Raw genomic sequence first — 23218 nt, 5'->3', positions numbered from 1 at the left:
AGGCTTTCGTCTCTCACCAGCCGCTGCGCAGCTCCTTCCAGTTGGGCGTGGCCGCGAGGACCGTGCCGACGAGGATGACGAGGCAGCAGATCACCTGAAGCAGAGTCGGCGCCGTGCCCATGATGAGGAAAGCGAAGATGACCGCCCAGGCGGAGTAGGAGATGTTGAGCGCCATGCCCCGCGAAGCGCCGATCGTGTTGATCGCCTTGTAGTAGAAGAGGTAGGAGCAGGTGCCCGCGAGCGCGGCGAGGGCGATGATCCCCGTCGCCGGGGTCGGTGCGGCTGTGAAGGTGAAGCCGATGACTCCTGCGATCGGGCCGACGACGGCGAGGTAGACGAGGGCGGAGGTGGTTTCCCTGATCTGCAGGGCCGAGTCCTCATCGACCTCGTCATCCTTCATGCCCCAGGCGAGGATGACCGCTTCGGAACCCCAGCCGAAGACGCAGGCGAGGGCCGCGACGATCCCGATGATCGGATTGCCTTCGCTCGTCACCCCGGTTGAGGAGTATCCAATGAGGACGATCGCCCCGAGGGCGACGAGAAGGGCGAGGATCTGGCGCGGGCGCATCCGCTCCTTGAGGAAGATGTAGGCGAGGAAGGTACCGACCGCCGGGTAGAAGGTTGAGATGATCGCTGTGAAACCCGGGCCGATGTTGTTGATCGCGATGAGGTAGCCGGTCATGCCGAAGGGGCCACCGAGCAGGGCTCCCAAGGCGATCGCTTTACCGGAGCGGGTCTTGATCGCCGCGAGGGTGTTCTTCAGCCGTCCTCTTAGGGCCATGTAGGCGAAGAGGATGATCGCGCAGATCGCGTCATGCAAGAGCGCGGAGGCGAGTGACGCTTCGGGGGCGTCGAGGAAGGGCAGCAGGGAGAGCGCCAGTCCGAGAACAACCGTGTCGAGGCCCCAGAGGGCTCCAGAGAAGACTCCCCATCTCATGCGTTCACTCCTTCTTTCTTGGCCGCGCCCTCGTATTGGGCGAGCAGGTTAGACACGTAGTCGGCTGCGTGACGGTAGTAGACATAGAGGACTTCCCCGATGTTGTCGCCCTCGGCCTCCTTGAGGAGGGCCCAGACGTACCAGCACCAGCCGGCGAAGACGACGTAGGACCAGAAGTGGCGTTTCTCAAGTTCGGTGGGGGTGCGGCCGAAGTAGAACTTGAGTGCCGTGTCGGCGCGTTCTTCGTCCATTTCATCGGTGCAGACGACCATCGTCCCGAAGTCGGCGGCGATGTCTGACATTCCCGCGTATTCCCAGTCGATGAGGTCGATTCGCCCCTCGGCGCTGACGAGGAAATTCAGGGGGAAGAAATCGTTGTGGGAAGGGCCCAGCTCGAAGCCGTCAGCGTCTGCGAAGGCTTTGAGGCGCAGGACTTTGTTGCGCAGGTCTTCGTAGCCGGGCACTTCGATCGGTCCGAATTCTTTGAGGAGAGACTCGTAGCGCAGCCCCTCTTCTACGAAGTCGAAGCTGCGGGCGAGGACGCGACCCGATTCGTGCAGTTCTCGGTTCATCCGCATCGCGGTTTCGAGTTCTTCGTCCTTGGTGACGTCAAGGTTGCGGCACTGTGGGATGAAACGGGAGATCTTCCAGCCCTCCTTGGGGTCGGAAGCGAGGAAGGTCTTATCAACGCCAATCTCGCGTGCGAGTTCGAGGGCTTCGGTTTCGGCGAGGCGATCAACGATCTTGCTCGTGCCGACCCCCGGATGGCGGTACACGTATTCCTCTTCACCGACGCGGAAGTGGCACGACAGGTTGGTGATTCCCTGCTTGAGGGGGTAGAAGTCGGTGATGTCATCCTTCGGGCAGTTCAGGACCTTCGAGATGGTGTCGAAGACTTCGGAGTCGACGTTCTCCATGAATTTCGGGTCGAAGGAGCGCAGTTCGTCGACGGAGTCGAACTCGTAGATCACTCCTGCCGGGTACTTGCGGATCACCATGTCGAGTTCTTTGACGTGGTCGAGGTAGATCGACTCCCAGAGTTTCCCGCTCGTCTCAGGCAGCTGGTAGACGGCCCGGAGGATCTCGCGGAAGCGGGAGGAGAAGGTTCGGTCGAAGTAGACGTGTCCAAGCATGGTCCAGGCGTCGGCTCCGCCGACCTTCGCTCCTGTGATTCTCCCGCCGCCCCCGGTGGTGATGCACCATTCATTGGTCGGTCCTTCGACGTATTCGGCCGAGTAGTAGGCCTTGTAGACGTGGGATTCGAAGGGGTTGGTGGTGAAGTAGTCGTCTGAGGAGCAGATGTAGGTGTTCGCGAGCCGGTCGAGGACGAGCCAGAGTGAACCGTTGTTGTTGCGGGTCATGTATTCGGGATTCACGACGATTGTGACGCCGAACTTTTCAACGAGATTGAAGAAGTATTCCTTCTTGTAGCCGACGACGACGGTGATGTCGGTGATGCCGACTTCCTGGAGCTGGCGGATCTGACGTTCGATGAGGATTTCGCCGCGTACTCTGAGCGTGCCTTTGGGACGTTCATAGGAGATGGGGGCGAAACGGGAGGACATGCCTGCGGCGAGAATGACGGCGTTGTCGACCTTGTAGGGGGCGAGGGCGTCGAGCCCGGCCTGGGTGATGGTGCGATCGGCGATGTAGCCGAGGGCCTCGCATTCGCGGACGGCCGTATTGACCCGACCGAGGGAGGAACCGGTGATGTCTTTGAGTTCACGCTGTGTCAGGGGCGCATCTGCGTTCATTAGGGCGCGCAGCACGTCGAATTGGGTCTGAGTGAGGGAAGCGCTCATCATCTGCCGTTCATGTTTGAATCACGATCTTGCGCGTTCAAACATACACTGCTCAGAAATAATATGAACACATTGTTTGCGTGTCATCCCTCACCTCGAGCCCCTCAAGGCCAGGAGAACCGCTCAGCTCGCATATGACGGACGCTAGGCGGACCCTCATAGAAGCACCGCGCCCAGCGGGCCCCTTCCCCGTGAGCAGATCCTCCGCTTGCGACGCTTCAACACCCCTTGCCGACGAGGAGACGCGGGACGCCCTTCCATGCCACGGGATCGCTGATCGCACGCCCATCGAAAAGGATCTTCACTCCGGGCAGATCTGCGGGCACGAGCGCCGCATACTCCTCGTGATCGGCCTGAATGATCGCAGCATCGACCTCGTCGCCGAAGTGATAGGGCACCCAGCCGAAGCCCTCGAGCTCCTCATCCGTGTACAGCGGATCATTGACGAGGACGAGGGCACCCCTGTGTCGAAGGGCATCCACCGTCGCGAAAACCCCGGAGAAGGCCGTCTCCTTCACTCCCCCACGATAAGCGGCCCCCAGAACAGCGATTCTCAGGCCCCGCAGATCTCCGAGAAGTCCTGCGAGCCTGGAGACGACGTACTCGGGCATCGCGGCATTCGCGGCGCGCGCCGTGGACACGACATCCGCGTCAGGATCACTCGAGAGGTACAAGCGCGGGTAGACGGGAATGCAGTGTCCGCCAACGGCGATCCCTGGACGGTGCAGATGACTGTAGGGCTGCGAGTTGCAGGCTTCGATCACCGTATAGATGTCGATGCCCGCCCGATCTGCGAAGATCGCGAACTGGTTCGCCAAAGCGATATTGACATCGCGGTAGGTCGTTTCAGCGAGCTTCGCCAGTTCCGCCGCTTCGGCGCTGCCCATGTCCCACACGCCGTTTCCTCGGGGAAGGTCGGCGCGCTCATCGAAGTCGAGGAGCTGTTCGTACAAGGCGATGCCCGCCGCGGTCCCGGATTCGTTCAGCCCTCCGACGAGCTTCGGGTAGCGACGCAAGTCGGCGAAAACACGACCGCTGAGGACTCTCTCCGGTGAGAACACGAGGTGGAAATCCCTTCCCTCCTTCAAACCCGAGATCTCCTCGATCATCGGCTTCCAGCGTTCACGGGTCGTGCCCACGGGCAGGGTCGTCTCATAGGAAACGATCGTGTTCGCACTGAGGTGCTCGGCGAGCGAGCTCGTCGCCGCATCCATCCACCTGAAGTCCGGTTTGGAATCCTCGTCGACGACGAGCGGCACCACGAGGATCACAGCCTCCGCGTCGGGGATCGCCTCTCCGTAGTCGGTTGTGGCGCGAAGCCTTCCTGAGGTGACTGCTTCGCTGAGGAGTTCTTGGAGGCGGGCCTCACCGGGGAAGGGCTCCTTCGCCTCGTTCACCAGCTCGACTCTACGCTTCGACACATCGACGCCGATGACCTCGTGCCCTTTGCTCGCGAACTGGACGGCGAGAGGAAGACCGATCTTTCCAAGTGCGACGACGGCGATGCGCAAGGCGAACTCCTCAGGTTGGCTACGCGGGAAGTCTAGTCTGCGAAGGATTCGAGCAGGATTGCGGCGGCCCTCTGCCCTGTGATGTGAATGGATCGTTTCTCCTCGACCCAGCGGTGCAATCGGGTTTTCTCCTCTTCGCTCCACCTGCTGCTCCTCGTATCCTCGAGGGTGAGGAGCATCGCCTCTGCGATTTCCTTCGGATCGTATGCGAGGGCGCTTCCGCAATCATTCGCCGTAATGTCTTCTCGCGCAGGTCCGGCGCCCGCGTAAAGGACCGGGCATCCGCACGACAGTGCGGCGAGGACTTTCGTCGGGTAGGCGAAGTCATAGCCGATCCCCGTTTTGATGGACACGAGGGATGCGAGAGCCCCCCTGTGCCAGGATGCGGCCTGGGCTGGAGGAAGGGTGGGGATGAAGACGACTGGCGTGCGCCCATCGGGGCCCTTGTGGATCCTGCTCGCCATTTCTTTGAGCATCGGCCAGGCCGAGCCCTGACCGAGGAAGACGATCTGCGCTTGAGGGTGGGTGCGCCGCACGCTGCGCAGGGCTTCGAGGAAAACTTCTGCGCCTTGCCATTCCGAAGCCGTCCCGGCGTAAAGGAAATACGTATCCCCCACTCCGGCCTCGGCGCGATCATCCGCAGTGGGGGTGGGGCCCTTCTCAGTGAAGGTGGCGGTGTCGATGCCATTGGGGACGAGACGCACGTCCTTGGCGCCGAGCTGCCTGGCACGCTTGGCGACCCCCTCGTTAATCGCGATGACGCAGCGCGCCCCGGACACGGCGAAAGACTCCATCCAGCGCACTGCCTTCTTCACAATGCGGGGGGCGCCGGTCGCTTCTGCCGCATCCGACCAGATGTCGGGTGCGTACCAGATGTAGGGGATCGACCTGAAAGACAGGGCGGCCCTGGCGACGAGCCCGGTCGTGGGCGGAGGCTCGACGAGGACGACCCTCGGGCGCCTGTGGAACAGGAGCCGGAAGAAGAGGGGAATGTCGAAGGAGAGATAAGGCAGGTATCCGCGAAGGTATCCGCTTTTGTCTCGAAGCACCGGCCAACGAAAGACCCGAACCCCCTCTTCTTCCTTTGCTTTCGTACCCTTCGGAGGCGTGGAGCTCAGGACTTCAACCGGGACTCGCCGCGCTACGAGGGCGCGTTCAACAGCCTGGATACGAAAGGAAGCGGCGGCCGCCTCGGGCATGTGGATCCGGGTCGCGAAGAGGACATGCCCTGGTGTTTCATCGCCAGGGCGGAGGCGAGCTCGGCTCTCATGCTCTCGACTCTCGCGTCGAGCGGGCATGACTTCTCCTCCTCCCTGATCGTGCCGGGGTTGAGAAGGGCTCAACTCCACGGCCGATGACCAGCCTAGTCTCCCAGGCCCGCCGCCCCGGGATTGATATGTCCCTGCAAGCGTCGCAGGCCCGGGCTTGCCCCAGGCCCGAAGGCCCTGGGATTGATAGCATCAGAGCTGGCCGAAGGATGACGGCTGTCACTCGCCGCTGAGGGCCGGACTCGTGACAGCCCCAATGCCCACGTGAAGGAGAACCGAACTCCCGGCAGCGCCGATGCCTGAGTGAAGGAGAAGAGGATGAGTGCGAAGGGACCTGCACTGAACCTCCTCATCTACCCCTCCCCTCTCGCCCAGCCCGGCCGGATCACGAAGATCGCGCGCAGCCTGCACACTCGGGAGCGATTTGAACGCACCGAGATCCTCGGAGTTGACTCGACGCAGCTGCCCGCCCGCGAAAGCCTCGCCCCCGGGATTGAACTCAGGCGAATCCGGGGGGCCTCAATCCGCGAGCGCTTCGGTGCAATCCGTCTTCTCCTCTTCTGGCAGATGCGCGTCTACTGGTATTACCGACGCAAAAATGTGAAGGCCGTCGCCGCTCAGAACCTCTTCCTCCTGCCCATGGTGCACGCCCTCGCCCGCAGAACCGGCGCAGTCTTCGCCTACAACGCACACGAGCTCGAAACCGAGACGATCGCTTCGAAGGGCCTGCGCCAGAAGATCCAAAGGCTGATCGAAAAGCACTGGATTTATAAGGCCGACCTCGTGTCGGTCGTGAATGAGCCGATCGGAGCCTGGTATCGGCAGACCTACCCCGGAATCTCGCCGATCGCGGTGACGAATTCTCCCCTCGACGCGGGCGGCACCGTTGATCTGAGGGAGCGTTTGCACGTCCCCGAGGACCACCTCCTCTACATCCACGTCGGCTACCTGGCGCCCGGGCGTTCCATTCCGCTTCTCCTTGAAGTCTTCGCGAAGACCAAGAACGCTGAGATCGTGTTCCTCGGAGATGGGGTGCTCCGCGCCGAGGTCGAGGCCGCCGCTCAAGCCCACTCGAACATTCACTGGATGGCGCCCGTCGCCCCCGAGGAGGTCGTGTCCTATGTGCGCGGAGCCGATGTGAGCCTGTGCCTCATTGAGGACCTGTGCTTGTCGATGGCTCTGTCGAGTCCGAACAAGCTCATGGAGTCTCTTGCCGCCCAGGTCCCTCCCCTGTGTTCTGATCTTGTGGAGGCTCGAAGACTCTTAGGGGAGAGGGCTTCGACCTGGGTGCTCGAGGACGTCGAGGCCGAGCTCGCCGACGCCATCGCGAGGATCAGCCACAAGGATGTGGAGGCCTTCAAGGCGTCTCCTCCTTCGATTCCGGCGTGGGAGGATCAGGTGAAGGGGCTCGAAGCCGCCTACGACCGGGCGCTTGAAGCGAAATCGGAGAAAAAACTGGGCACACGGGGCTGGCCATGCGCATAGTGTCCGTCGTTGGGGCCAGACCCCAGTTCGTCAAGCTCGCGCCGATCGACCGCGCCTTTGGGGAGGCTCGAATCGATCACAGGATCATCCACACCGGCCAGCACTACGATCCTTTGCTCTCCGATGTGTTCTTCTCCGATTTGGGGATCTCCCCGCCTGATGTGCATCTTGGAGTCGGCTCCGGATCGCACGGCGTCCAGACCGGCCGAATGCTCACCGCCCTCGATGATGTCCTGGGCGGATTGGAAGCGGACTGCGTCCTCGTTTATGGGGATACGAATTCAACTCTCGCGGCGGCGTTGTGCGCGGTGAAGCTCCATATTCCTCTTGCGCATCTGGAAGCGGGACTGCGTTCTTTCAATCGTCGGATGCCCGAGGAGATCAACCGCGTCCTCACGGATCATGCGGCGGACCTTCTTCTTGCGCCGACGAGTCTTGCGGCCAAGAACCTCGAGCGCGAGGGCTTGGAGGATCGAACTGAGGTCGTCGGCGATGTCATGACGGATGTGCTGATGCGCGTGCGCGATGAGGTGTCCTCAAGACCGGTCTTCGAGCTGATGGAGTCTTTGAGTTTGAAGGCGGGCGAGTATTCTCTTGCGACGATTCATCGAGCGGATAACACGGATGATCCCGAGCGCCTCGAGCGACTCCTCGATTCCTTAGGGGCCATTGATCATCCGGTCGTTCTTCTCGCTCATCCGCGTTTGCGCGCGAAATGTGAAAGCTTTGGTTTCAGGATTGATCGAGGTTCTCTTATCTCACATGATCCACTGCCTTACCCGCAGCTCGTGGCGAGTGCGATGCGAGCCCGGGGGATCATCACGGACTCGGGTGGATTGCAAAAGGAGGCGTTTTTGCTGCGCGTCCCTGCGACGACCGTCCGCTCGGAAACCGAGTGGGTTGAGACTGTGGAGCTCGGGTGGAATGTGCTCGTCGAGCCGGGCGCGGAGCTCATCGCTGCGGCTCAGCGTCCCCGACCCGCTGACACAAAGGCCGCGCCCTACGGTGATGGGAATGCGGCGAGGGCCGTCGCTTCGAGCCTGATCCGCCATTTTGGAAGGGGACTTCACAGCGCCCCTGGAGGTGTGTGCGGGCAGGATGCGGACTCTGGGCGGAGCGCAGATTCTGGGCAGGGCGCAGATTCTGGACGGGGTGCCAATTGTGAACGGAGCGCAGATTCTACGCAGGACGAGAATCACACGGTGAACACGCCTGGCGGCCGCAATGCCCCCAGTGGGCAAGGCGCGGCCAGCAGGGGCAACGGGAAAACTCGCGGGGAGGCTCGCGGCACCGGGAAGCAAGGCCTGAGCTCATGAAGGTGCAGCTTGTGAAGGGGACCTTGCAGATCCCGCCGAGCTATTTCGCGGTTCAGCACGCCCTCGCGATGCCGCAGATCGACTGGTCGCTCCTGTGCTTAGCGGCGAAACTCTCAGATCCCCCACTCCCCTTCCCGATCATCGAAGCCGTTCCGGGTCGCCTCCCCTTCCGAATGAAGGAGGCCCTGAAGTGGTGGGCTGTGCCTCGGATGGAGCGCCTCCTCCTCGCCCAAGAGCCGCAGCTCATCCACCAGCAACAGGCGACCTGGTCAATCCCAGCCCACCGGGCCTCGAAGCGTCTCACAGTCCCAATGGTGACGACCTTGCATGGCGCGGACGCCTACGCGTCTTCCCTGCTATCTGCCCCTTCCGGCCTTGCAGAACGCGCAGGAAGAGCGTGGACTGCCATGAATCAGGAGGCCGCGCGGCACTCCGATCGTCTCCTCGCCGTTTCACGCCACCTCGCTGATGTCGCCCTCCGTTCGGGTTTTCCCGCAGACAGACTCCATGTTCACTATCAGGGTGTTGACACCCAGTGGTGGAGGCCGCACACAGATACGACCTGCGTGCCCACCTCCGCAGAACACGCCGGACAGCACGAAGACCCCCAGCTCGGGCGAGAGGACCTCGAGGATGGGCAGACCCCGGAGTTCCTTTTCGTCGGAGCCTTCTCAGAGTTGAAAGGGCTTCCCGATCTTCTCTGCGCCCACGCGCACGTGTCACGCCCCCACCGTCTCGTCCTCGTGGGCGATGGGCCCTTGCGTGAGGAGCTTCGCCGGGCTTCGGCCCACGATCCGTCGATCACGGTGCTCGGACCCCTGGACCGTCGCGGAGTGCGTGAACGGATGCGCCGAGCCGCAGCCCTCGTCTTGCCAACTCGGACGAGGAATGGGAGGGCCGAAGCGGCCGGCCTCGTTTCCTTGGAGGCTCAGGCCTGCGCCACCCCCGTCATCGTCAACGAAACAGGCGGCGCTCTAGAAATGGTCTCCCCCGCCTGCGCTGATCTCAAGGTCCGCGAATACGAGGTCGACTCCCTCGTGTCCTCGATCAACTCCCTGCTGTCGATGAGTGAATCAGAGCGGGCCGCCAGGGGGAGAGAAGCCCGCTCCTGGGTTGAAACAGAGCGCAGCCTGAAACGCGCTACCGCTGAGCTCGGCGCGCATTATGCCGAACTCATCGGCTCAAAGTAAGACAACTCGGGCTTGGAGGATCAGAACGACGCGACCAGGGAAAGCGGACAAGATGCCCCCCGGGAGAGTCACGAGGGCTCAGGTTAAGAGAAACACGAGGGCTCAGGCTCCCAGGAGCAGGGGGACTCGGCCAGGGAGACACACCAGGGCGCGAGCTCAGCAGACCCCGGCTCAAACTCCTCCCCCACTAGAGCAACCAACCCTGGCCTCAGCAGACCAGGCCTCAAACTCTTCCCCCACTAGATCAAGCAGGCCAAGGCTCAGTAGACCACAGCTCGTTGGGTCTCCCCCGTAGAGCACGGCCCAAACGCCCGTAGAAGAGCGCTTAGCCTCGGCCTCGCTGATCGACCTCGGCAAGCATCGCCGCCGCCTGACGAGCCCGAGCCTGCCAAGTGTGCTCCCCGCGCAGGGCCTCCACACGCGAAGCCGCCTCCTCGACGAGTGAGGGGGTGGCGACAAGCTCTCGAAGAATCTTCGCAATGGAGTCGCGCGAATACTCAGGAGTCCAGCCGATCCCCTCACGGGCGACGAGATCCGCGACATGGGTGCCCGCCGAGGCGAGGACGGGCAGGGCGCGCCCGATGTACTCAAAGAACTTCACAGGCGCGGCGAAGGAGCGGTATTCGATCGGTTTCATCGCGAGAACGCCGATGGTGGCCCGCTCAAAGTAGGCCTCAAGCTCGGCCCCCCGGCCGTGAACGACGCGCACATGATGAGACAGGTAAGGGCGGTAGGCCTCAGCGAGAAGGGCCCACTGCTTTTCAGGCACGCACAGGGTCATTGACGCGCCCGGTGTCTTCGCGACTGCGGCGACGCATTCACGCAGATCGTAGAAGTCGCCGAGAGCCCCGACGTAGAACAATTCAACGCCCGTGCCTCTCCCCTTCGCCGCAAGGGGGGCGCCGGGTGGGAGTTCACGGAACTTCTCAGGCGAAATCCGCGGAATATGCTCACCCATCCGAAGGGAGGGCAGGAACATGAGGTCAAGGCTGTCTTCGAGTCTTCGCAGGTCGCGCTTGTAGTGGTGTCTCATGAGCAGGCGATACGGCAATTGCCGAAGAGTGAGGAAGCTGGGGAATCGCCAGTACACGTCACGGTAAAAAGCACCGACGGGGACCCCGCGAGCGCGACAGAATGCGAAAAGATCGAAATCAAGGGCAGGGTCGACGCGCTCGCTGATCTTCTCCGTCATAGCGATCGGGCTTGTTGCAAGCTCCGAATAGCAGAACTCGACTCGCCCCTCTTCTACCGCCTGCTTCGCGAGGGGCACGCTTTGGGCGCGTTCGCGCCACGTTCCGCTCACCTCGATCACCTCGTAGCCGAGCTGTGCGAAAGCTGTGCGCATCATGAAGGGGCGGATCGCAGATCCTGATGATCCGCCTGAGCGCACCCTCATCGGCGAGTGGAAGATCATCGTGGGATTCACGAGCTGCTCTCCTCCTTCGAGTCCTCGAGCCCCTGAGACTCCACTAGGGCGCCATACAATTCGCTCCAGCGCGATACGAAGCTCTGCTCGGAATAGCGTTCGCGGGCGCGCTCACGGATCTGCTCCGCAGTCGCGTACTGCGAAGGATCGCAGATCCTCCTCATCGCCTCGACGAGGGCGGGCGCATCGTCGACGCCGACGAGCTCCCCGTTGCCCTCTTCGAAGGCGAAGCATCCGGCCCAAGTGGCGGAGGCGATCAGGTGAGCTCCTGCGGCCTGCGCCTCGGAGAACACGGTCCCGCCCGCTTCGAGGGCGCTCACCAGCACAAAAACATCCGAATCGGCGAGCAGGGACACAATATCCGCGCGTTCGAGACGTCCGAGGAACTCGATCGAGGGACAGGGACTGGGGAGGGCCGCCCGCACGCTCTCGATCGCTTCGGGGCTTCCTCCTGCGATCCTGAGGATGGCCTTGCCTGAATCCTTGAAAGCATCGAGGAATGCCCTGCAGGTTTCGATGACGCGCTTGTTGTCGTCGATGTGGGAGACGTGGGCGAAGCGCAGCGGACCTGCTTCTTTGCCCACGGGACGTTCGGCGTTGAAGAAGGCATCAGGAACGGGCAATTCGATGGGGAGCCAGCGCGTGCCCGGATAGTGGGCGGCGAGGGCTTGGGCGAATCCCTGTGAGACTGTGGTGAGCAGGGAGGCTTGCTCGAGGGCCTGCCCAATGGCTCCTGAGCGTGATCTGAAGGCGCGGGATTCGAGGGTTGAGGGGCGATGCTCGGTGATGACGAGGGGCACCCCCCAGCGCCTGGCCAAGATCCCTCCCGCAACACCTCCGGGGAAGACCGTGTGCGCGTGAAGGATCTGCGCTTTCCCTCTTTCCTCGAAAAGAGCGGCAGCCCGCCCGATCAGTCTTCGATGAATCTGCTTTTCGAGGGCGCGGAGCACTCGTGGCATGGAGGGCAGGCTCAGGCGGACGACCCGGAGTCCGTGCTCGACGCTCACTCGGGGGTTTTCACTCTGCCAGTTCCTGCCCAGGGGTGAGGTTTCGAGGGCGAGGATCTCGACTTCGTGTCCCGCGCGCGCGAGCATGAGGGCCTGCTCTTCGAAGAAGGTGCCCGAGTGTTTCGCGCCGGGGCGCGGATACCAGGAGGGGACGAAGAGGATCCTCATTGAAGCGCCTCCGTATCGTATTGGGAGGCGGTGATCAGGCTCATGATGACGAGTCCTGCAAGCATTGCGGCCATGAGCAGTCCCAGGATCGTGGTCGTGGCGAGCAGGTCGAGGGGTGAGAGGCTGAGCCATGCGAGGGGCGCTACGCAGTAGAGGACCCCGAAGATGAGCATGCGGCGCTGTTTCTCGGTGACGACGAAGAGATTGGAGACCGGGGAGGTGAGGACCGTCATGAAGAGCCAGGGCGTCAGGGCCCTCGCGAAGTCTCCGGCCTGATCCCATTGCGCCCCGAACACGAAGGGGAAGAGCCATGGCGCCAGAATGTAGAGGAGCGCGAAGGGGATGAGGGCGGCGAGAGCGGCCCTGCGGTAGGTGTCGGCCACGAGAGGGCGCATCCGTCCCGGCGCAGTATCGGCAAGCTTCTTGAGGAACACTTGTCCGACGGCCCCCGCGATCAAGCCCACGGGCACTTGCATGATGTTCCAGGCGAGTTGGAATTGGCCGAGGGCCGCGATCGCGACCGCTCCGATCGCGAGGTTGATTCCCGCGTTGCGCAGTGAATCGACGAGGGCGTTCGGCCCGTTGAGCAGGGGCATGCGATGGTAGCGCCTCGCGACCTGGCGGAGCGGAGGGTCTTCGGATGTGCCTTGGCGTGCGTCTTTCGTTTTGGAGACGAGGAAGAGAAGGGACACGAGTTGTCCGAGCATCGTTCCCAGGATGAGCGCGCTGAATCCTCCGTGGAAGACGAGGCCGAAGAAGAGCTGGGAGGCGGCGATGGCGAGGGAGTTGATGACGCTGTTCACTGCGATATCGCCGAAGCGGCCTTTTCGGGTGAGCCAGTAGCGCAGGTTCGAGGCTTGAGCGACGAGAGCCACCGTGATCCCCGCTGCCGAGAACCAAAGGGCGAGTTCTCCCGAGTGGTGGTAGGCGTCTTTGAGCGGCCGGGCGATCACGATGAGGACGAGGGAGGTGATGATCGATGCGAGGAGGATCGATCGGGAGGCGAGTCTATGCAGGCTCCTCGCGCTCGCCTCGTCTTTGGGCAGTACGACCGCGAGGTCGTAGCGGGCTGCGGCGAGCGTGATGACGAGGGCGGTGATCGACCCGTAGACGCCGAGGAGGCCCTTGTCGACATCCGAGTAGACGCGTGCGATGAAGATTTGCAGCACGAAGGCGATGACTTGGGCGCTCAAGGTTCCCGACATGAGTGTGAGGATCGCGCGCAATACGGGGCTTCGTGAAAGGAGGGAGGAGATCTTCGAGCTGGGCCGTGTGGCTTGCGGTTTTCCCTTCGCTGCCCCGAACTCGACCCCGGTCCAGGGCGCGTCTTCGGCTTGGGGGTCCCACATGGGCCTATTCAATCAGATCCTTCGAGCATTGAGCCTTCGCACACGTGGGTCTGCGGCATGCAGGCTGTACGGCAGCTGCATCGATCGCATCGCCCCTTTCGCATGCGTGGATCTACGTCGAGAGATGTGCAAGAGCCAAAACTCTGGGGAATCGTCCTCTTGCTCGCATGGGTCTGTGAATGACCTTCTTCTAGGCTTCGAGTTCGCCCCGATCCCCCTCTTACTCGCATAGGGCTGCGGCGTCGATCTCGGCGATAGAATCCAAGGAGAGTCCACGTTCTCGCTCGGGCAGCGGCTGAGCGAAGAAAGGAGAACACGTGGCCGTCCCTCGTCTCCTCCTCTCCTCATCCGCTTGGCTCGACTCCTCCGATCATTCGACGCGCGTGTGGGCCCCGCTTCCCGCTTATGCGAAAGCCCTGCTGCGCGCCCTGGACTCTCCGCTTTCTCTTGCTCGCCGCGCCGTTCCCCTTTCGAGCACCAACCCCGCGCACAAGGACTCGAGCGCCTCCCCCTCCAGGGCCCCGATCGTCCCCTCCGTGCAAGCCCTCAGCCAAGCCCTTGCCGAGGCATACGGCCACTGGAGCCTCATCTCTTCCCTGGGAGAATCGATTCTCCTCGCAACAGACCGAATGCGCTCCCTCGGCCTCCTCTACGCCTTCGACGGTCAACGCTGGATCATCACCGACGATGTGAACTCCCTGCTCGCCCACCTGCCTGGACTTCGGCGCGACGAACGCCAGGCCAAGATCTTCACCTCCTTCGGCTATACCCTCGGTAGACGAACCCTGCTCGAGGGCGTCTCCTCCGTGGAGGCGGGCTCCCTCGTCCTTTTAAATCCCGATGGAAGCACCTCGACCTCGTCCTTCGCCGACTACCGGCGCCCCTCAGTCCTCATTGATGAGGAGGCGGAGTTCCACGCCCTTTTCGAAAAAGCCCTCGACCAAAGCTTCACGCGTCTGCTCGATGCAGCAGGCTCGAGGACTCTCGCCGTACCGCTCTCGGGAGGCTTCGACTCGCGGCTCCTCCTTGCCTGGCTTACCCGCTTGGGAGCCTCCAATATCCGGACCTTCACCTACGGCAAGCCCGCAGCACCAGAAGTCGGGATTTCTCACGGCGTCGCGCAGGCCTTTGCCCTGCCCTGGGTCAGCGTCGACTACACGCCCGAGAAGATCAGCTCCTTCTGGTCGGGCCCCGAGGCAGAGGCCTTCCGCCGAGCCAATTGGTGCGGAGTGTCCCTCCCCCACGTTCAAGACTCCTATGCTCTGCACGAGCTGTGCCGCAGCGGCTGGATCGACGAGGACGCGATCCTCCTTCCCGGTCACACGATCGTCGGCAATGGGCACGACGAGGACTTCGTGCTCTCTGCTCCACCGGCGGGCGAACTCGCGCGCCTCATCGCCTCACGCCACGCCGGTGCCCAAGGAAGAGATCGGAGCATCAACGAAGAACCCCTCATCTCCCGCGAGATCTTGAGGGCCGCTCAGCAGGTCCGATTCGACGGCTCGCCCGCTTCTGCTCTGAGCTGGGTCGAGTGGTTCAATCTTCGAGAACGCCAGGCGAAGTACATCAACCACTCGATGCGCGCCTACGAGTTCTACGAGCGGAGCTGGGCGGCGCCAATGCTCGACCTCGACATGTGGCAGACCTGGCTCAAAGGCGGGCTGAACTTCACGAAGGACCGCGCCTGGTATGCGCGATTCGTCGCTGCAGCGGTGCAAGGATACGCGAAAGCGCCCACCCCGCCCCTGCACGTGTCCTCGAACGACCACTCGCTTCCGCCAAGGCTCAAAGGCGCGCTCCTCGCCACGATGCGCGCAACGAGGACTGAGCGCCTCTTGTCGAGATCTCGTTCGATCCGCACCATGCTCGATCATCCGATGGCCTTCGAAGCCTTTAGCGCTCCGCTGTCGAAGAGCCAGCAGTTCAGGAGCCACCTGTGCGGCGCCTCATCGACGGGCCTGTGGTCAACGCTCTTCCTCGACAACCGCTGGGGAAACGACGCTCAGATCCTCCCGCCCCCACCGGGGGCGCCCGGTCTCACTCGCTGAAGCGGATTACTTGCCCCGTCCTCGCGGATTCGAGGATGCCCTCGAGGACTTCAAGGGTTCGCACGCCTTCGGCCATCGACACGTGCTCACCGCCCCGCCCGAGGATCGCATCCCTGAAATGCTCGTGCTCGACTGCGAGGGGTTCGCGCTTGTCGAGCGCGTAGCGGGTGACGGTCCCTTCGGAGACGCCCCGAAAGGCCGCGATCTGCTCCCATTGAAGTGGGGAAGACCCGTTCTCGTAAAAGCTCAGGTCCCCCATTGCCGTATCGGCGACGAGGGCGCCGTGCTCGCCGATGACGATCGTCGTGCGGTCCTTGTAGGGGGTCAGCCAGTTCACCTGATGGTTGACGAGGACTCCGTTCGCAAAACGCCCCGAGGCGAGGAGCAGGTCCTCATGCACTCGCCCCGAACGGTAGCCGACCTGTGCGAACATCATCTCGTAGGGGGCGCCCACAACCCAGGAGGCCAAGTCCACGTCATGGGTCGCCAAGTCCTTGACGACGCCGACATCACTGATGCGCGCCGGGAAGGGGGATTGGCGGCGTGTGACGATCTGATAGACCTCGCCGAGCTGGCCCTGCGCGATCCTGCGGCGCATTTCCACCAGAGCCGGATTGCAGCGCTCCACATATCCGACGGCGCCGACAAGGTCGGCTCTCTCAAAAGCCTCGGCGATCCTGCGCCCCGATTCGACGGACACGGACAGGGGTTTTTCGACGAGAGTATGCACTCCCGCTTCAGCGAGGAGGAGAGCCGCTTCCTCATGGAAAGCCGTTGGCACTGCCACGATCGCCGCGTCGATCCCGGCTGCGATCAGATCCTCAACACCGGGGAGGACCTCAAGAGGAGGGGCGACACCGAACCGATCGCCCGCCAAGTCCGCGAGCGCAACGAGTTCGACGCCCTCGGTGGCGCGGGCGTTGCGGACGTGATGACGGCCCATCGAGCCCAGGCCGAGGATTCCCAGGCGGATCGTCATTGTGACCCTGCTTTCGCGAGCGTGTTCACGGCGTGAACAATCCGTTCGAGATCGGCTTTCGACAAGGCGGGGTGCACGGGCAAGGACACGACTTCACGCGCCGCCTTGTGCGTCACGGGAAGATCGAGGCCGGGGGCGAAGCCTTCGAGGGAGGGCAGGTGGTGGTTCGGGATCGGGTAATACACTCCCGAGTCGATGCCCCATTCCTCGCGCAGGGCGCGCATGAAGCGCTCGCGGTCAAGGTCGGGGATGCGGATCGTGTACTGGTGGTAGACGTGGCGGGCGCCGCGGGCGAGCGGCGGGGTGATGACGCCGTGAAGGTTCTCGTCGAAGAATGCGGCGTTCTTTCGGCGAGCCTGGGTCCAGGCCTCGATCTTCTTCAGTTGGACTCGGCCGATCGCCGCGTGAATGTCCGTCATCCGGTTGTTGAAGCCGATGAGTTCGTTCGCGTAGCGGTGTTCCATCCCCTGGTTGCGCAAGAGCCTCACCCGTCGCGCCAGTTCCCTATCCGTGGTCGTCACCATTCCGCCTTCCCCCGAGGTCATGTTCTTCGTCGGGTAGAGGCTGAATGCGCCGAAGGTGCCGAAGGAGCCGACGTGCTTCCCATTGAGGGAGGCTCCATGAGCCTGGGCGGCGTCCTCGAAGACCATGAGGCCGTGCCTCTTCGCGATCCGTCCGATGTCCTCCATCGCGGCCGGGTGTCCGTAAAGGTGGACCGGCATGATCGCCGTCGTTCGCTGAGTGATGGCCGCTTCGACGCAGGCCGGGTCGAGGCAGAAGGAGTCTTCGTCGATGTCGGCGAAGACGGGGGTCGCGCCGCTCAGGGCGACCGAGTTCGCGGTCGCGGCGAAGGTGAAGGAAGGGACAATGACCTCATCGCCGGGGCCGATTCCGGCGGCGAGCAGCCCCAGGTGCAAGGCGGAGGTTCCCGAGTTCACGGCGACGGCTGAAGTCCCGGGGACGAGGACGGCGGCGAATTCCTCTTCGAAGGCGGCGACCTGCGGTCCTTGGGCGAGCATGCCGGAGCGCATGACCGCGCCGACCGCTTCGATCTCCTCCTCGCCGATGAGGGGTTGGGCGGCGGGGATCCTCTCGAAGGTCATCGGGTGTCCTTCTCCAAGGCGTCGGGCGCTGTGAGCCTGTAGCGCGTCCCCGTTGTCGGGCATTCGAAGAGCGAGGGGTCTGCCGTGGGGATGAGGGGGAGGCCCGCTTCCCCGACCCAGCCGATCCTCTTGGCGGGCACGCCCGCGACGAGCGCGTAGTTTGGAACGTCTTTCGTCACGACCGAGCCCGCTGCGACGAGCGCCCAGCGACCGATCCTCACAGGGGCGACGCACACCGAACGGGCGCCGATCGAGGCGCCATCGCCGATTGAAACGCCGACCGGTTCCCAGTCCTCGGCAGTTTTCGGGCTTCCGTCCTCGTTGATCGCGCGCGGGTGGCGATCATTCGTCAGCACTGCGGCCGGGCCGATGAACACTCCCTTGCCGAGGCGGGCGGGCTCGTAGAGGAGCGCATAGTTCTGGACCTTGCAGGCGTCCCCCATTTCGACTCCTGCTCCAATGTATGCGCCCCGGCCGATGATGCAGTCTTCGCCGATGCGGGCGCCGGATCGGACCTGGGCGAGATGCCAGATCTTCGATGAGTCCGGTACTCTCACGCCCTCGTCGATATCGGCGCTCGCTTCGATCATCGCTGCCCTCCTCGTCTTGTCGAATACTGTAGTCGCCCTTCACGCACCCAGCTTCCCGCGAGTGGTGCCCAAGTGGGACAATTCCCCATATGGAGAGGAACACGGACGTGTGGGTGGTGATCCCGGCATATAACGAGGGGCCGATGATCGCTCGCGTTATTGCCTCCGTGCGAAAGTTCTTTCCGAATATCGTGTGCGTCGACGACGCCTCAAGCGATGACACTGTGTGCGCCGCCAGACGGGCAGGAGCCCTGGTGATCCCCCACCCTGTGAACCTCGGACAGGGAGCGGCTTTGCAAACGGGATTCACCTGGGTGTTGAAGAAGACTGAAGCCCGTTTCGCCGTCACTTTCGACGCTGATGGTCAACACCGGGTGGAAGATGCCGAAGGGATGTGCGCCCTCGCACGCAAGAACGACCTGGGTTTCGTTCTCGGTTCTCGTTTTCTCTCCGAGAGCCCCCAGGGGTTGTCCCCCATGCGTCGACTGGTGTTGAAGAGCGCCGCTGGCGCTGCCCGACGCAAGACGGGCCTTGCTGTGACGGATGCGCATAACGGTCTGCGAGTGATCCGGCGCGACGCCTTATCCTCTTTTTCCCTCGTGCACAACCGTATGGCGCATGCGAGCGAAATCGTTGAGAAGCTCGCCGTGACCGGCCTGGCCTGGGCGGAATACCCTGTGAGCATCGAGTACTCCGAGTATTCGAGGGCGAAGGGCCAGTCCCTGCTCAATTCTGTGAATATTCTCGTCGATCTGGTGATGGAGTGAGCGTGCCCTCGTACTGGTTGATCAGGCTCCTTCTCCTTGTGGGCTTCGTCCTCATTGCGCTTGTCATCATGAGGCCGGTCCGTTCCCAGTCGCATTTGGCTGTGCGTCGCCTCTCGATCCTGGTTCTCCTCTTGTTCGCGGTTTTCGCGATCCTGTTCCCCGGAACTCTCAACCACGTCGCCCACCGCCTCGGAGTGGAAAGAGGAGTGAACCTTCTCGTCTACGCACTCGTCGTCGCTTTCTTCGCTCAGCTCGTGAGTTCTTATCGGAAGGAGGCCGCTCAGGAGCGTCGGATCACGGCCCTCGCTCGCGCCGTCGCCCTCGCGAACGCGGATGAGAACGAGCCGGATTCTGCGCCTCACACAGGCGTAGAGGGGTCGCACAATGACGAAGAGCACCGGGAGTGCATGGGGTGAAGCGGCGAATATAACGCTACGATCAAGGATTGATGAGCAAACACGAAACTCTGAGCCGTCGGCTCCCGATTCAGCATGCGGCAACCTCGCCGTACCGTTTCGGTGTGCTTCGCGCCCTCCTCGCTGTTTTCCTCGCAAGCTCACTCTTCGTAGTGACAACAAGCGTTTTCGTCTACAACGCCCTCGCGAACCAGGTGAAGGAGTCCGTGCTCGACATTTCGCATTTGTCTGCGGATTCTGAGCAGTCCGCGGAGACGATCACTCCAATCGACCAGTTCGAAGGACAGCCGATCAATCTGCTCGTTTCGGGCGTGGACTCGCGATACAACCAGGATGATTCGGGCTACGGCGACGCTGAAGAACTTTCCACGATCCAGTCGGATACGACGATGATCGCGCATATCTCCGCTGATCGTCAGTCCATCACCGTTGTTTCGATTCCCCGCGACCTCATCACTGACATTCCCTCGTGCACTCTGTCCAGCGGCGCGCAGACCTACGAATACACGGGAATGTTCAATTCTGCTTTTTCCACCGGGGCGGTCACCAATGACCTTGCGGGCGGTATCGCCTGCACGAAGGCCACCGTTGAGGAGCTCACCGGCGTCCACATTGATGCTTTCGTGATCGTGGACTTCACTGGGTTCAAGGGAATGATCGACGCACTCGGGGGTGTCTGGTTCGACGTTCCCGAGGATATGTACGATGAGCTCGCGGGCCTTGATGTGCACGCTGGTTGTCAGCGTTTCGACTCCATGACGGCGCTCGCCTTCGCCCGCGCCCGCAAAGAGATCGGCGATGGTTCCGATATTTCGAGGATCGGCCGCCAGCAGGAGCTCGTCTCCGCGATACTGCGTGAAGTCCTGTCGAAAAACTTCGTCACCGATCTTCCGGCTCTCCTGTCCTTCTTGCAGGCGACGATCGCTTCTTTGACGGTTTCGCCGAATCTTGCGGATATCAATTCTGATGCGGGGCTTCTTCTTTCCCTCCTCAACTTGGACAAAGCCAATATCCGTTTCGTCACCCTGCCGTGGGCGAACGCGCCGCATGATCCGAATCGGGTAGTCGCAATCGAACCGGATGCTTCTCTCCTATGGGAGGTTTTGAAGTCCGACGCGCCCCTTCCTGCAGGTATGACCTACACCGATGGGACCGGCACCCAGCAGGTCGTTCCTTTCCCCGGCGAGTCCGAGCCACAATCCGATCCCTCTCAAACCGGGGATTCCTCGGGTGATTCACAGACCAATCCTTCCCAGCCCCCGGCTGATTCTTCAGCCGCTAAAGCTTCGAGTCCTGAGCCCGCACCCACTCCCCCGCAGACCTGCCCACCGAGTCAATGAGCGAATATCCTCCCTCGTTCAGCCCCAAGGAGCGGCGTTCCCGCCCTTTGTCACAGGCTGCCCAAAACGCACCTGAACGGAGTGAATCCTCAGCTTCCTCGCGCCTTTTAACGCCCGGAGAGCAGGCGCGGGTTGAACGCGAGTCTCATGGGCCGCGCCCGCACCCTTCGGCATCTTCAACGCAATTCACAGGCTCTTCGCAGGCCCTGGCACCTTCCCAGTCTTCTGCTTCCGCTTCCGCCCGGCCTTCTCGTTCTACGGCCTCTGAGGCCAGGTCTACAGGCTCTCAGCACCCTTCCGCGGCTTCTCAAGCCAGTCCCAATGCCCGAAACGGTGCCGAAGGTTCGCCGCGCCCTAAGCGCCCGAGCGCTCAAGGGGCTCGCAGAACCCAAGAGCCGTCGAATCAGGGCGGGCAGATGCCGGTCTTTCGTACACGCCCACGGGTCTATGGCATCGCCGCAGATGATGCTCAGGCGCGTGCATGGCGCGTCGACTCCGCATCCCCCGAGCCCCAAGCTGATCGTCCTCTTCTGCCGACGACTGCCGATCAGCCTCAACGTGATCTTCCACCTGCTTTCGCTCCCAAACGCAAGAGTCTGCGTCAGGGGGCTTCCCCCCAGGCCCGCGCTCAGGCGGAAGGGTTTTCACATGAGCGCCAACAACCTCGGCCCACGACGCTCACGCCGCGTCGCGGCCCCTCTCAAGCGCCACATTCCGCGCCTCGGCCACGACTCAAGCGAGCCCGTCGTCTTCGCGGCAGGCTTTTCAAAGTGTTCCTTTTACTCGTCCTCATCCTGAGCGGCTGGGTGGGCTTCTTGATGTGGGATGCGAACCAGAACTTAGGCCGGACCTCCGCTCTTTCTGGGGCTGCGGACACGCCAGGGACCACATATCTTCTCGCTGGCTCGGACTCTCGTGATGATGGCGCTGTACAAGACGACTTCGAAGGCTCGGAACGCTCAGACTCCATCATGCTGGTCAATATTGCGCCCAACGGTCAAAAGTCAGCTGTTTCCATCCCACGAGACACCTATGTTGAGATCCCTGGCTACGGCTGGGACAAGATCAATGCGTCCTTCTCCTACGGTGGCCCTGAATTGCTCGTGAAGACCGTTGAATCTCTCAGCGGACTCACCGTCGATCATTACGTGCAGATCGGCATGGGCGGAGTCTCGAATATGGTAGACGCCGTTGACGGCATCAACGTCTGCTATGACGGCAATGTGAGCGACGATCCTTCTACTCTCGAATGGACCGCGGGCTGCCACGATGTTGATGGGAAGACGGCGCTCGCCTTCTCACGTATGCGCTACCAGGATCCCGAGGGGGATATCGGTCGCGCCAAGCGTCAACGCCAAGTCGTATCGAAGACGATTGAAAAGGCTCTCGCCCCAACGACTTTTCTTTATCCTGCACGTACTTTGCGAGTCGAACGTGCGGGTTCTGGATCCTTCACAGTTGACGAGGACACTTCCCTCCTGGATATTGCACGTCTTGTCCTTGCGTTCAAGGATGCGGGTACGCAGGGCTTGAGTGGAATCCCGCCAGTCGAGTCTCTCGATTTCCGCACGGATGTGGGATCTTCCGCAGTGCTCCTGGAAGATGAGACCGCACCCGAGTTCTTCGAAAAGCTCCGCAATGGGACTTTGACCACTGAAGATTTCAACGCCTTCGGTCGTTAAACACCCCATGAGAGCGGCGAGGAAACGGCTGAACAGCCAGAGCCACAATCAGCAACGCAGGGGTTCCCTGAGGTCTTGAGGGGCACGGTTCCCCAAGTCATAGCCCCCGACCCCTCGGGTCTTCACCACCCATAGGCCGCGCAAACTCAGCATCCCCTGCCGGACTTCACTCCCGCCTCTTAGACACCCCATGCTCCACGCGGGGTCCTCATTCACAGCCAAAGCCCAAGCGAGCAGCATTTCCCGGTGTTGCTCTCACCCCTGAGAGCGTGCGACAACCCTCTCAGCCAGCGCCGCCCCCTTTTCCGAGGCGAGATCGCGCAGCCCCTTTTGGAAGTCCCGCATCTTGCCACGCAAGGCCTCAGCCTCGGGCCCCTCACCAGCGGAGAGAATCCGAGCGGCGAGCAAACCCGCGTTACGCGCACCAGCAATAGAAACAGTCGCGACGGGCACTCCCGCGGGCATTTGCACGATCGAGTGGAGAGAATCCACTCCATCAAGGTGCTTGAGTGGAACGGGGACGCCCACGACCGCAAGCTCAGTGAGAGCAGCGAGCATACCGGGCAGGTGTGCGGCGCCCCCCGCTCCAGCGATGATGACCCGCAAACCCCGAGCCGAGGCCGAACGGCCATAGGCAAGCATGTCCTCGGGCATTCGGTGAGCCGAAACGACGCCGACTTCGCAAGCGATGCCGAACTCCGCGAGGGCAGCAACGGCGGGTTCCATAGTCGGCCAATCCGAATCGGAGCCCATGACGACACCGACGAGGGGGTGAGGGCCGGTTGCGCTCAAAGGAATATCAAGCTCAGGGGTCGAATCGTTCATCGGATGCTC

Annotated in this window: 18 protein-coding genes and 1 pseudogene; 8 read left to right on the top strand and 11 right to left on the bottom strand. The window is 62.5% G+C overall.

Annotated elements, in window-relative coordinates:
• Positions 1–13 precede the first annotated feature (13 nt).
• From JFX23_RS01990 to JFX23_RS01975, 4 genes are all read right to left on the bottom strand, one after another.
• Positions 14–937 carry a DMT family transporter gene (locus JFX23_RS01990; protein ID WP_198775490.1) on the bottom strand — a complete coding sequence of 308 codons (924 nt, stop codon included), beginning with the start codon at positions 935–937 and terminating at the stop codon, positions 14–16.
• Entirely contained in the window at positions 934–2742 is a 1809-nt protein-coding gene (locus JFX23_RS01985) for an NTP transferase domain-containing protein (RefSeq protein WP_416153014.1), read from the bottom strand. The genes JFX23_RS01990 and JFX23_RS01985 overlap by 4 nt, the downstream gene beginning before the upstream one ends.
• Before the next feature lie 215 nt (positions 2743–2957).
• Positions 2958–4250: a nucleotide sugar dehydrogenase gene (locus JFX23_RS01980; protein ID WP_198775489.1), complete on the bottom strand. Its 1293-nt coding sequence runs from the start codon at positions 4248–4250 to the stop codon at positions 2958–2960.
• A 32-nt stretch (positions 4251–4282) separates the two neighbouring features.
• Positions 4283–5548: a glycosyltransferase family 4 protein gene (locus tag JFX23_RS01975; protein ID WP_198775488.1), complete on the bottom strand. Its 1266-nt coding sequence runs from the start codon at positions 5546–5548 to the stop codon at positions 4283–4285.
• Positions 5549–5836: 288 nt separating this feature from the next.
• Between JFX23_RS01975 and JFX23_RS01970 the strand changes: the two genes are divergently transcribed.
• The 3 genes and pseudogenes from JFX23_RS01970 (at position 5837) to JFX23_RS01960 (ending at position 9509) form a co-directional block, all read left to right on the top strand.
• Positions 5837–7003 carry a glycosyltransferase gene (locus tag JFX23_RS01970; RefSeq protein ID WP_198775487.1) on the top strand — a complete coding sequence of 389 codons (1167 nt, stop codon included), beginning with the start codon at positions 5837–5839 and terminating at the stop codon, positions 7001–7003.
• Positions 6994–8055 (top strand): annotated as a pseudogene (gene wecB / locus JFX23_RS01965) (non-hydrolyzing UDP-N-acetylglucosamine 2-epimerase); the annotation flags it as partial. The gene JFX23_RS01970 and the pseudogene wecB, both read left to right, overlap by 10 nt.
• A gap of 260 nt (positions 8056–8315) precedes the next feature.
• Positions 8316–9509 carry a glycosyltransferase gene (locus JFX23_RS01960; RefSeq protein ID WP_198775485.1) on the top strand — a complete coding sequence of 398 codons (1194 nt, stop codon included), beginning with the start codon at positions 8316–8318 and terminating at the stop codon, positions 9507–9509.
• 325 nt (positions 9510–9834) lie between these two features.
• On the opposite strand, the gene JFX23_RS01955 is transcribed toward JFX23_RS01960, so the two are convergent.
• Genes JFX23_RS01955 through JFX23_RS01945 form a run of 3 tightly spaced genes read right to left on the bottom strand, consistent with a single transcriptional unit; the run spans position 9835 to position 13459 of the window.
• A complete protein-coding gene (locus tag JFX23_RS01955) occupies positions 9835–10935 on the bottom strand; it encodes a glycosyltransferase family protein (RefSeq protein WP_332874659.1) in 1101 nt (366 codons plus the stop codon).
• Complete coding sequence (locus tag JFX23_RS01950; protein ID WP_198775484.1) at positions 10932–12110, bottom strand: glycosyltransferase family 4 protein; 1179 nt, start codon at positions 12108–12110, stop codon at positions 10932–10934. Before JFX23_RS01950 ends, JFX23_RS01955 begins: the two co-directional genes overlap by 4 nt.
• Entirely contained in the window at positions 12107–13459 is a 1353-nt protein-coding gene (locus JFX23_RS01945; RefSeq protein ID WP_198775483.1) for a lipopolysaccharide biosynthesis protein, read from the bottom strand. The genes JFX23_RS01950 and JFX23_RS01945 overlap by 4 nt, the downstream gene beginning before the upstream one ends.
• 317 nt (positions 13460–13776) lie before the next feature.
• Between JFX23_RS01945 and JFX23_RS01940 the strand changes: the two genes are divergently transcribed.
• Entirely contained in the window at positions 13777–15507 is a 1731-nt protein-coding gene (locus JFX23_RS01940) for an asparagine synthase-related protein (protein ID WP_198775482.1), read from the top strand.
• On the opposite strand, the gene JFX23_RS01935 is transcribed toward JFX23_RS01940, so the two are convergent.
• From JFX23_RS01935 to JFX23_RS01925, 3 genes are read right to left on the bottom strand one after another with little or no spacing between them, the layout of a single operon-like run.
• Positions 15497–16486 carry a Gfo/Idh/MocA family protein gene (locus JFX23_RS01935; RefSeq protein WP_005962047.1) on the bottom strand — a complete coding sequence of 330 codons (990 nt, stop codon included), beginning with the start codon at positions 16484–16486 and terminating at the stop codon, positions 15497–15499. The two genes, JFX23_RS01940 and JFX23_RS01935, sit on opposite strands and share 11 nt — an antisense overlap.
• Entirely contained in the window at positions 16483–17589 is a 1107-nt protein-coding gene (locus tag JFX23_RS01930; protein ID WP_198775481.1) for a DegT/DnrJ/EryC1/StrS family aminotransferase, read from the bottom strand. The genes JFX23_RS01935 and JFX23_RS01930 overlap by 4 nt, the downstream gene beginning before the upstream one ends.
• Positions 17586–18179, bottom strand: coding sequence for an acyltransferase (locus JFX23_RS01925; protein WP_198775480.1), 594 nt, complete (start codon positions 18177–18179; stop codon positions 17586–17588). Before JFX23_RS01925 ends, JFX23_RS01930 begins: the two co-directional genes overlap by 4 nt.
• An 89-nt stretch (positions 18180–18268) precedes the next feature.
• On the opposite strand from JFX23_RS01925, the gene JFX23_RS01920 reads away from it, so the two are divergent.
• The 4 genes from JFX23_RS01920 to JFX23_RS01905 all read left to right on the top strand — a co-directional run bounded on the left by JFX23_RS01920 (position 18269) and on the right by JFX23_RS01905 (position 22384).
• Positions 18269–18946 carry a glycosyltransferase family 2 protein gene (locus tag JFX23_RS01920; RefSeq protein ID WP_198775479.1) on the top strand — a complete coding sequence of 226 codons (678 nt, stop codon included), beginning with the start codon at positions 18269–18271 and terminating at the stop codon, positions 18944–18946.
• A gap of 2 nt (positions 18947–18948) precedes the next feature.
• Positions 18949–19362 carry a DUF2304 domain-containing protein gene (locus JFX23_RS01915; protein WP_165544451.1) on the top strand — a complete coding sequence of 138 codons (414 nt, stop codon included), beginning with the start codon at positions 18949–18951 and terminating at the stop codon, positions 19360–19362.
• 32 nt (positions 19363–19394) lie between these two features.
• Entirely contained in the window at positions 19395–20702 is a 1308-nt protein-coding gene (locus JFX23_RS01910; RefSeq protein ID WP_198775478.1) for an LCP family protein, read from the top strand.
• Positions 20703–21118: 416 nt separating this feature from the next.
• Complete coding sequence (locus JFX23_RS01905; protein WP_198775477.1) at positions 21119–22384, top strand: LCP family protein; 1266 nt, start codon at positions 21119–21121, stop codon at positions 22382–22384.
• Positions 22385–22639: 255 nt separating this feature from the next.
• Here JFX23_RS01905 and purE read toward each other — a convergent pair whose 3' ends face one another.
• Positions 22640–23209, bottom strand: coding sequence for a 5-(carboxyamino)imidazole ribonucleotide mutase (gene purE, locus JFX23_RS01900; protein ID WP_198775476.1), 570 nt, complete (start codon positions 23207–23209; stop codon positions 22640–22642).
• Positions 23210–23218 lie beyond the last annotated feature (9 nt).

It is taken from the genome of Schaalia cardiffensis (genome assembly GCF_016405145.1).
Taxonomy (GTDB): Bacteria; Actinomycetota; Actinomycetes; order Actinomycetales; family Actinomycetaceae; genus Pauljensenia; species Pauljensenia cardiffensis.
Note: the sequence above shows the minus strand (reverse complement) of the source record. Positions and strands in the feature narration are given on the sequence as shown.

Coding starts and splice junctions, on each gene's coding strand:
- JFX23_RS01910 (WP_198775478.1), top strand. CDS start 19,395: ATGAGCAAACACGAAACTCTGAGCCGTCGGCTCCCGATTCAGCATGCG.
- JFX23_RS01925 (WP_198775480.1), bottom strand. CDS start 18,179: ATGATCGAAGCGAGCGCCGATATCGACGAGGGCGTGAGAGTACCGGAC.
- JFX23_RS01950 (WP_198775484.1), bottom strand. CDS start 12,110: ATGAGGATCCTCTTCGTCCCCTCCTGGTATCCGCGCCCCGGCGCGAAA.
- JFX23_RS01985 (WP_416153014.1), bottom strand. CDS start 2,742: ATGATGAGCGCTTCCCTCACTCAGACCCAATTCGACGTGCTGCGCGCC.
- JFX23_RS01990 (WP_198775490.1), bottom strand. CDS start 937: ATGAGATGGGGAGTCTTCTCTGGAGCCCTCTGGGGCCTCGACACGGTT.
- JFX23_RS01975 (WP_198775488.1), bottom strand. CDS start 5,548: ATGCCCGCTCGACGCGAGAGTCGAGAGCATGAGAGCCGAGCTCGCCTC.
- JFX23_RS01920 (WP_198775479.1), top strand. CDS start 18,269: ATGGAGAGGAACACGGACGTGTGGGTGGTGATCCCGGCATATAACGAG.
- JFX23_RS01905 (WP_198775477.1), top strand. CDS start 21,119: ATGCCGGTCTTTCGTACACGCCCACGGGTCTATGGCATCGCCGCAGAT.
- JFX23_RS01960 (WP_198775485.1), top strand. CDS start 8,316: ATGAAGGTGCAGCTTGTGAAGGGGACCTTGCAGATCCCGCCGAGCTAT.
- JFX23_RS01970 (WP_198775487.1), top strand. CDS start 5,837: ATGAGTGCGAAGGGACCTGCACTGAACCTCCTCATCTACCCCTCCCCT.
- JFX23_RS01935 (WP_005962047.1), bottom strand. CDS start 16,486: ATGACGATCCGCCTGGGAATCCTCGGCCTGGGCTCGATGGGCCGTCAT.
- purE (WP_198775476.1), bottom strand. CDS start 23,209: ATGAACGATTCGACCCCTGAGCTTGATATTCCTTTGAGCGCAACCGGC.
- JFX23_RS01945 (WP_198775483.1), bottom strand. CDS start 13,459: ATGTGGGACCCCCAAGCCGAAGACGCGCCCTGGACCGGGGTCGAGTTC.
- JFX23_RS01930 (WP_198775481.1), bottom strand. CDS start 17,589: ATGACCTTCGAGAGGATCCCCGCCGCCCAACCCCTCATCGGCGAGGAG.